Below are 7,024 nucleotides of genomic sequence, written 5' to 3' on the forward strand. Positions count from 1 at the left end.
AGCGGGTTTACCCGCGAAGCAGGCGACGGGGTTTCAGACCAGCTTGCAGCGGTCGAAGAATTGCTCCCGCCCCAGAATCATCAGCGCCGCGCGCTTGTGCGGGAAATCGAACGCCTTGTCGCAATGGAAGCACTGGTCGTGCATGTAGCCGATCATCTTGCCATTGTCGGCACGCGGCTCAGCCACCACCCGCTGGGTGCGCGGGTCATCCAGGAACAGGTAGTGCACCAGCGCCGACAGCCAGCTGGCGACCTTGTGCGGGCCACGGTGCGTCTCTTCCCCCACCAGCATGTGAATGCCACGGTCGTAATCGTCGGCCGGGTAGAACGGTGCGATGCGATCTTCCTTGGCCCAGTACGCTTCGAAGTAGGCAAATGGCTGGTCATCGAAGCAACCAATCAGGGTCAAGGCATGGGGGTCGGCCTCAAGCTTGGCCAGGTATTCGCGGTGCTGCTCCAGCGAACCCGCCTCCTGCCAGAATTTCTCCACCCGCGGATTGTTCTGCCAGCGATTGAAACGCTCCAGGTCCTGGTCGATTTCCAGGGTACGCAGCGACACCCAGGCGCCCAGGCGCGCATCGAACCTGCGATACACCTCGCCACGCGGCTTGGGTGCCCGGCGTGGGTGGCGCTTGCCATTGCTGAACTGCATCTGCTGCGGGTACATACTGCTGGCCGAGGCGCCCAGCCACGGCTGCGGCAACTGCCAGAACAGCGTGCGCTCGCACACGTAGACACCTGACTGCTCAGTGGCCAGCAGCAAGCCGCTGGCCAATGCCTCAGGTACGCTTGCAGACACGTGCACAGCCAGGCGCCGACGTGCCGGATCACGCGACAGCAGCCAGTAACAGGCGGCCCACAAGGCCTGCTGCGGGCGCTCCGGGCACAAGTCCTGCACATGAACCTGCAGCGTCTCGCCCGGCTCCAGGCGTACCTGGATCAGGGGGCGGCCTTCAAGGGTCAAGCTCAGCCAGCAGTCACCCTCCTCGGCATCGAGGCTGCGCCAACGTGGTAACGACAGGGGCTGCGAAGCGGCATCGAACGGCATGGTCTTGGCTCACGGAAAAATGAAAGAAAGGCTCACTGCTGATGACGTGCCCGTGCCGGGGGAATTTAGTCGCCCGGTGCGGCAACGGTGATCCGGTAGGGCTGGAAGATGCGCGTCAGTTCACCCGTGTCGCGCAGGTAGCCCATCAGCTCGGCGAACTTGCGATCACTGATCGGTGAATCGGGACGGAGCAAGGCATAGTGGTGATACACCTGGTCGATGCGCTGCGAGGCCATCAGCTGGTTGAGGCTTTCGGGGTTGCGGGCGAGGAAGTCGCTCAGGTACGAACGCGTTACCAGGGCGATGTCGGAGCGCCCGGCCTGAACCATCAGCAGGTTGCTGTCGTGTGAGTAGGTCAGTGTCGCGTTGTAGGTTTTGCGCAGGTAGTCGGGGTCGGGGTTGAAGTTGGCGAAGGCGTAGTGATAACCGTTGAACAGTGCCAGGCGCTTGCCACCCAGGTTATCGAAGTAATGCTGGTCTCGGCCATTGACCTTCCTGGCAACGAACACTTCGGCATCCTCCAGGCCCATGTCCACCGTCTGGTGGGGGATCTGCTGCCACCCCCACTGAGGGTTCTCGAAGATCGCCATGTCGGTGCGACCCTGCTGGAAATCACCGAAGCGCCGCTGAATGGAGGTCGGCACCAGGACGAAGCGGTAGTCCTGTTGCAGGCGGTTCAAGGCCTCGACCAGCTGTGGCAGCAAACCGGTGTCGGCACCCTGCTCCGGGCGCACGGTATAGGGCGGGAAATGCGCGGCACCGATCTTCACGTCGATGGCCTCGGCGGCCCACGCTGGCACCGCCAGCCAGGCTGCGGCCAGCATCAACAGGGTGGAAAACAACTTCAGGCCGGGCACTGGAGTCAAAGCGGGCGCTCATCACGGTTCATACCTGGATGCGCCTAAACTAGGCGTTTTCACGGCACGGCACAACCGCTGCTTATGCCAAAATGAGGGCATTTTGCCAGGGGATGCCGTATGGCCAGACATTGGCTACGCTGCTTTGGCATGTATGGCGAGGGAGCCTGGTATGGGCCACTGGTTGGTGATCGACCTGGAAGCCACCACCGATGACGGTGGCTGGCCGGTCACGGAGATGGAAATCATTGAAATCGGCGCCAGCCTGGTGACCCGCGAGGGCCGCGAAGTGGACCACTTCCAGCGCTTCGTGCGGCCCCGGCGGCGGCCGCAGCTGACGCCGTTCTGCCGCGAGCTGACACACATCAGCCAGGCAAATGTCGACAGCGCCGCAGCCTTCCCTGAAGTGTGGGAGCGTTTCGAGCGCTGGCTGGGGCACCATCGCGGGCAGCTGCAGGCCTGGGTCAGCTGGGGCGACTATGACCGCCAGCAGCTGCTGCAGGAGTGGCGCCAGCACGCAGTCGACAGCCTGCTGCGCGAGCTGCCGCACATCAACCTCAAGCAGCGTTTCGCCAAAGCCCGCCACCTGCAGCGCCCGGCCGGGCTCAATGGCGCGCTGCAGCTGGCCGGCATGCACTTTTGCGGGCAGCAGCACCGAGCCTTGGAAGATGCCCGCAACACGGCGCGCCTGCTGCCCTTGAGCCTGCCCGTGAACGGCACTTGAAAGCAGATGACGAGGCAGAAGGGCTTGGGCATACTGGCCAGCCCTTTTTCACCCCTATTTTTTCAGGAGTCGCCCATGTTCCAGGTCAACGAGTACTTCAACGGCACCGTCAAGTCGATCGCCTTCGCAGGTGCTGAAGGCCCTGCCACCGTGGGTGTGATGGCACCCGGCGAATACGAGTTCGGCACCGCCAAGCGCGAGATCATGCACGTGGTGTCCGGCGCCCTGACCGTGAAGCTGCCAGGCAGCGACAACTGGGAAACCTTCAACGCTGGCGACAAGTTCAACGTGCCAGCCGACAGCAAGTTCCAGTTGCAGGTGAACGTGGATACCGCCTACCTGTGCGAGTACCGCGACTAAGCGGTAGCCTGCTCCGGCCTCTTCGCGGGTAACCCCGCGAAGAATCCAGCACTAACGCTTCAGAAAACCCGCCACCTTTTCAGCCGCAGCCTGCAGGTGCTGTTCATGGCTGAACCCGGAAGCCTTCAGCGGCTTCAGATCATGATCCCCCGCCACCAGCCAGCTCACCTCGATCGACGGTGACAGCGCATACCCCTCGACAGCCTCACGATTGCCCAGCGCATCCCGCTCCCCTTGCACGATCAACGTACGCGTCTTCAGCTCGGCCAGATGCTCGACCCTGGGCTTCTCCGGCTTGCCCACCGCATAGAACGGATACCCCAGGCACACCAGCGCATCCGCGCCCAGCTCATCGGCCAGCAGGCTGGCCATGCGCCCGCCCATCGACTTGCCACCAATGGCCAGCCTGCCCGTGACCAAAGGTCGCACCTGCCGGTACACCTCGCGCCAGCATTCGAGCAGCACCTTCTGCGGATTGGGCGGCCGCTTGCCGCCACCGTTACGCCGCTCGGCCATGTAGGGGAACTCGAAGCGAATCACCGCTACCCCAAGCGCCGCCAGCCTTTGCGCCATTTCGTTCATGAAATCGCTGTCCATCGGCGCGCCCGCGCCATGGGCCAGGATCAGGCACGCCGATGCAGCACCTTCGCCTCCATTTTTCGGAGGATCGCAGCGCAAGCCTGGGACATTTCCGACTTGCGCCCATTGATCCCCGTCAATACCGGCACTTTGCCCATTACTCATGCTTGCCTCGCTGTAAAGCCTGCCAAAATAACCGTGGATGGGAACCCATACATGAACACAACCAGCAGTACCGCCTATAACTACAAGGTGGTCCGCCAATTCGCCATCATGACGGTGGTGTGGGGAATCGTCGGGATGGGGCTCGGCGTCTTCATCGCCGCCCAGCTCGCCTGGCCTTCCCTCAACTTCGACCTCCCCTGGACCAGCTTCGGCCGCCTGCGACCCCTGCATACCAATGCGGTGATCTTCGCCTTCGGCGGCTGCGCGCTGTTCGCCACCTCCTATTATTCGGTGCAACGCACCTGCCAGACCACCCTCTTTGCGCCGGGCCTGGCCGCGTTCAGCTTCTGGGGCTGGCAACTGGTAATCCTGCTGGCGGCCATCAGCCTGCCGCTGGGCTACACCAGCTCCAAGGAATACGCCGAGCTGGAATGGCCGATCGACATCCTGATCACCATCGTCTGGGTGAGCTACGCCATCGTGTTCTTCGGCACGCTGATGAAACGCACCACCAAGCACATCTACGTGGGCAACTGGTTCTTCGGCGCGTTCATCCTGACCGTGGCGATACTGCACATCGTCAACAACCTGGAACTGCCGGTCAGCCTGACCAAGTCGTACTCGGTCTACGCCGGCGCCACCGACGCCATGGTGCAATGGTGGTACGGCCACAACGCGGTGGGCTTCTTCCTCACTGCCGGCTTCCTGGGGATGATGTACTACTACGTGCCCAAGCAGGCCGAACGCCCGGTCTATTCCTATCGCCTGTCGATCGTCCACTTCTGGGCGCTGATTACCCTATACATCTGGGCAGGTCCCCACCACCTGCACTACACCGCCCTGCCGGACTGGGCGCAGTCGCTGGGCATGGTGATGTCGCTGATCCTGCTGGCACCGAGCTGGGGCGGCATGATCAACGGCATGATGACCCTCTCGGGCGCCTGGCACAAACTGCGCAGCGACCCGATCCTGCGCTTTTTGGTGGTGTCGCTGGCGTTCTACGGCATGTCCACCTTCGAAGGCCCGATGATGGCCATCAAGACGGTCAACGCCCTGTCCCACTACACCGACTGGACCATCGGCCACGTCCACGCCGGCGCCCTCGGCTGGGTGGCGATGATCTCGATCGGCGCGCTGTACCACACCATCCCGAAAGTGTTCGGCAAGCAGCAGATGCACAGCATCGGCCTGATCAACGCGCACTTCTGGCTGGCGACCATCGGCACCGTACTGTACATCGCCTCGATGTGGGTCAACGGCATCGCCCAGGGCCTGATGTGGCGCGCGGTCAACAGCGACGGCACGCTCACCTACTCGTTCGTGGAAACCCTGGTGGCCAGCCACCCAGGCTTCATCGTGCGCTTCGTCGGCGGCGCGATCTTCCTCAGTGGCATGTTCCTGATGGCCTGGAACACCTGGCGCACCGTGCGTTCGCCGGCGCTCGACGCCGCCCCTGCGAACGCCCAGCTGGCTTGAGGAGACCTGCCTGATGAAACATGAAGTCATCGAGAAAAACGTCGGCCTGCTGGCCCTGCTGATGGTGTTTGCCGTGAGCATCGGCGGCCTGACCCAGATCGTCCCGCTGTTCTTCCAGGACGTCACCAACAAGCCGGTCGAAGGCATGAAGCCCTACACAGCGCTGCAACTGGAAGGCCGCGACATCTACATCCGTGAAGGCTGCGTCGGCTGCCACTCGCAGATGATCCGCCCGTTCCGCGCCGAAACCGAGCGCTACGGCCACTACTCGGTCGCTGGCGAAAGTGTCTGGGACCACCCGTTCCTGTGGGGCTCCAAGCGCACCGGGCCGGACCTGGCCCGCGTCGGCGGCCGCTACTCGGACGACTGGCACCGTGCGCACCTGTACAACCCGCGCAACGTGGTACCGGAATCGAAGATGCCGTCCTACCCCTGGCTGGTCGCCGAAAAGGTCGACAACAGCCACACCGACACCAAGATGCGCACCCTGCGCACCCTGGGCGTGCCGTACACCGACGACGACATCGCCGGGGCCCGTGACGCGGTCAAGGACAAGACCGAGATGGACGCCCTGGTCGCCTACCTGCAGGTGCTGGGCACCGCAATCAAGAACAAGAGGTAACCCCCATGGAAATGGACATCGGCATGATCCGTGGCCTGGGCACCCTGGTGGTGATGATCGCCTTCATCGGCCTCTCACTGTGGGTGTTCAACCGCCGCCGCGACCATGATTTCGCCGAAGCGCGCCTGTTGCCCTTCGTCGACGACCGCCTGCCCCCCGTCGGGCAGGAACCTGCTGCCATGACTGCGGCTGTGAGGAGCAAAGCGCAATGACCACCTTCTGGAGTACCTACATCAGCGTACTGACCATCGGCAGCCTGATCGGCCTGGCCTGGCTGTTGTTGTCGACCCGCAAGGGCCAGAGCAACACCACCACCGACCAGACCATGGGGCACAGCTTCGATGGCATCGAGGAGTACGACAACCCGCTGCCCAAGTGGTGGTTCTGGCTGTTCGTCGGCACCCTGGTGTTCGGCGCCGGTTACCTGGTGCTGTACCCGGGCCTGGGCAACTGGAAAGGCATCCTGCCTGGCTACGAGAATGGCTGGACCGGGGCCAACGAGTGGCAGAAGGAAATGGAAAAGGCCGATGCCAAGTTCGGCCCGATCTTTGCCAAGTACGCCGCCATGCCGGTCGAGGAAGTGGCCAAGGACCCACAGGCACTGAAAATGGGCAGCCGCCTGTTTGCCTCCAACTGCTCGGTGTGCCACGGCTCCGACGCCAAGGGTGCCTACGGCTTCCCCAACCTGACTGACAAGGACTGGCGCTGGGGTGGCGAGCCAGAGACCATCAAGGCCTCGATCATGAACGGCCGCCACGGTGTGATGCCGGCGTGGGTCGAGGTGATCGGCGACCAGGGCGTGGCAGATGTCGCCGCGTTCGTGCTGAGCAACCTCGACGGCCGCAGCCTGCCGGAAGGGGTCAAGGCCGACCCGCTCAAGGGCAAGGAGATCTTTGCGGGCAACTGCGTGGCCTGCCACGGGCCTGAAGGCAAAGGCACCCCGGCCATGGGCGCGCCGAACCTGACCCACCCGCAGGCGTTCATCTACGGCTCGAGCTTTGCCCAGTTGCAGCAGACCATTCGCTATGGCCGCCAAGGGCAGATGCCAGCCCAGGCGGAAATCCAGGGCAATGACAAGGTGCACCTGCTGGCAGCCTATGTGTACAGTCTGTCGCAGGATAGCGCTGCTGAAGCGGTGACCGCCAAGTGAGTTCGTCGAGAGCGATTCGGCGCCTGTGAAATCGCGCGCCGCCC

Annotated in this window: 9 protein-coding genes; 6 read left to right on the top strand and 3 right to left on the bottom strand. The window is 63.3% G+C overall.

Translation table 11 applies throughout. The features are described 5' to 3' along the window. Positions 1-33: 33 nt before the first annotated feature. Both APH27_RS25115 and APH27_RS25120 read right to left on the bottom strand, forming a co-directional pair. Positions 34-1,047: a GNAT family N-acetyltransferase gene (locus APH27_RS25115; RefSeq protein ID WP_060486194.1), complete on the bottom strand. Its 1,014-nt coding sequence runs from the start codon at positions 1,045-1,047 to the stop codon at positions 34-36. A 65-nt stretch (positions 1,048-1,112) separates the two neighbouring features. Next, positions 1,113-1,913 (bottom strand): ABC transporter substrate-binding protein, encoded by an 801-nt coding sequence (locus APH27_RS25120; RefSeq protein ID WP_027921286.1) that lies wholly within the window; start codon positions 1,911-1,913, stop codon positions 1,113-1,115. A gap of 163 nt (positions 1,914-2,076) precedes the next feature. Between APH27_RS25120 and APH27_RS25125 the strand changes: the two genes are divergently transcribed. Both APH27_RS25125 and APH27_RS25130 read left to right on the top strand, forming a co-directional pair. Beyond that, the gene (locus tag APH27_RS25125; RefSeq protein WP_060486195.1) at positions 2,077-2,628 is read left to right on the top strand and encodes an exonuclease domain-containing protein; all 552 of its coding nucleotides are present in this window, start codon (positions 2,077-2,079) and stop codon (positions 2,626-2,628) included. A 75-nt stretch (positions 2,629-2,703) separates the two neighbouring features. After that, positions 2,704-2,988, top strand: a complete 285-nt coding sequence (locus APH27_RS25130; RefSeq protein ID WP_060486196.1) for a pyrimidine/purine nucleoside phosphorylase — start codon at positions 2,704-2,706, stop codon at positions 2,986-2,988. Between the two features lie 51 nt (positions 2,989-3,039). On the opposite strand, the gene APH27_RS25135 is transcribed toward APH27_RS25130, so the two are convergent. Continuing rightward, positions 3,040-3,732 carry an alpha/beta family hydrolase gene (locus APH27_RS25135; protein WP_060486197.1) on the bottom strand — a complete coding sequence of 231 codons (693 nt, stop codon included), beginning with the start codon at positions 3,730-3,732 and terminating at the stop codon, positions 3,040-3,042. Positions 3,733-3,783: 51 nt separating this feature from the next. On the opposite strand from APH27_RS25135, the gene ccoN reads away from it, so the two are divergent. Genes ccoN through ccoP form a run of 4 tightly spaced genes read left to right on the top strand, consistent with a single transcriptional unit; the run spans position 3,784 to position 6,980 of the window. Further along, positions 3,784-5,208, top strand: a complete 1,425-nt coding sequence (gene ccoN / locus APH27_RS25140) for a cytochrome-c oxidase, cbb3-type subunit I (protein ID WP_027921282.1) — start codon at positions 3,784-3,786, stop codon at positions 5,206-5,208. Between the two features lie 13 nt (positions 5,209-5,221). Continuing rightward, a complete protein-coding gene (gene ccoO, locus APH27_RS25145; RefSeq protein ID WP_027921281.1) occupies positions 5,222-5,830 on the top strand; it encodes a cytochrome-c oxidase, cbb3-type subunit II in 609 nt (202 codons plus the stop codon). 5 nt (positions 5,831-5,835) lie between these two features. After that, positions 5,836-6,042, top strand: a complete 207-nt coding sequence (locus APH27_RS25150) for a CcoQ/FixQ family Cbb3-type cytochrome c oxidase assembly chaperone (RefSeq protein WP_027921280.1) — start codon at positions 5,836-5,838, stop codon at positions 6,040-6,042. Continuing rightward, a complete protein-coding gene (gene ccoP / locus APH27_RS25155; protein WP_027921279.1) occupies positions 6,039-6,980 on the top strand; it encodes a cytochrome-c oxidase, cbb3-type subunit III in 942 nt (313 codons plus the stop codon). The genes APH27_RS25150 and ccoP overlap by 4 nt, the downstream gene beginning before the upstream one ends. The last annotated feature ends 44 nt before the right edge of the window (positions 6,981-7,024 follow it).

Source organism: Pseudomonas sp. NBRC 111123 (assembly GCF_001320205.1).
GTDB classification, from domain to species: Bacteria; Pseudomonadota; Gammaproteobacteria; order Pseudomonadales; family Pseudomonadaceae; genus Aquipseudomonas; species Aquipseudomonas putida_J.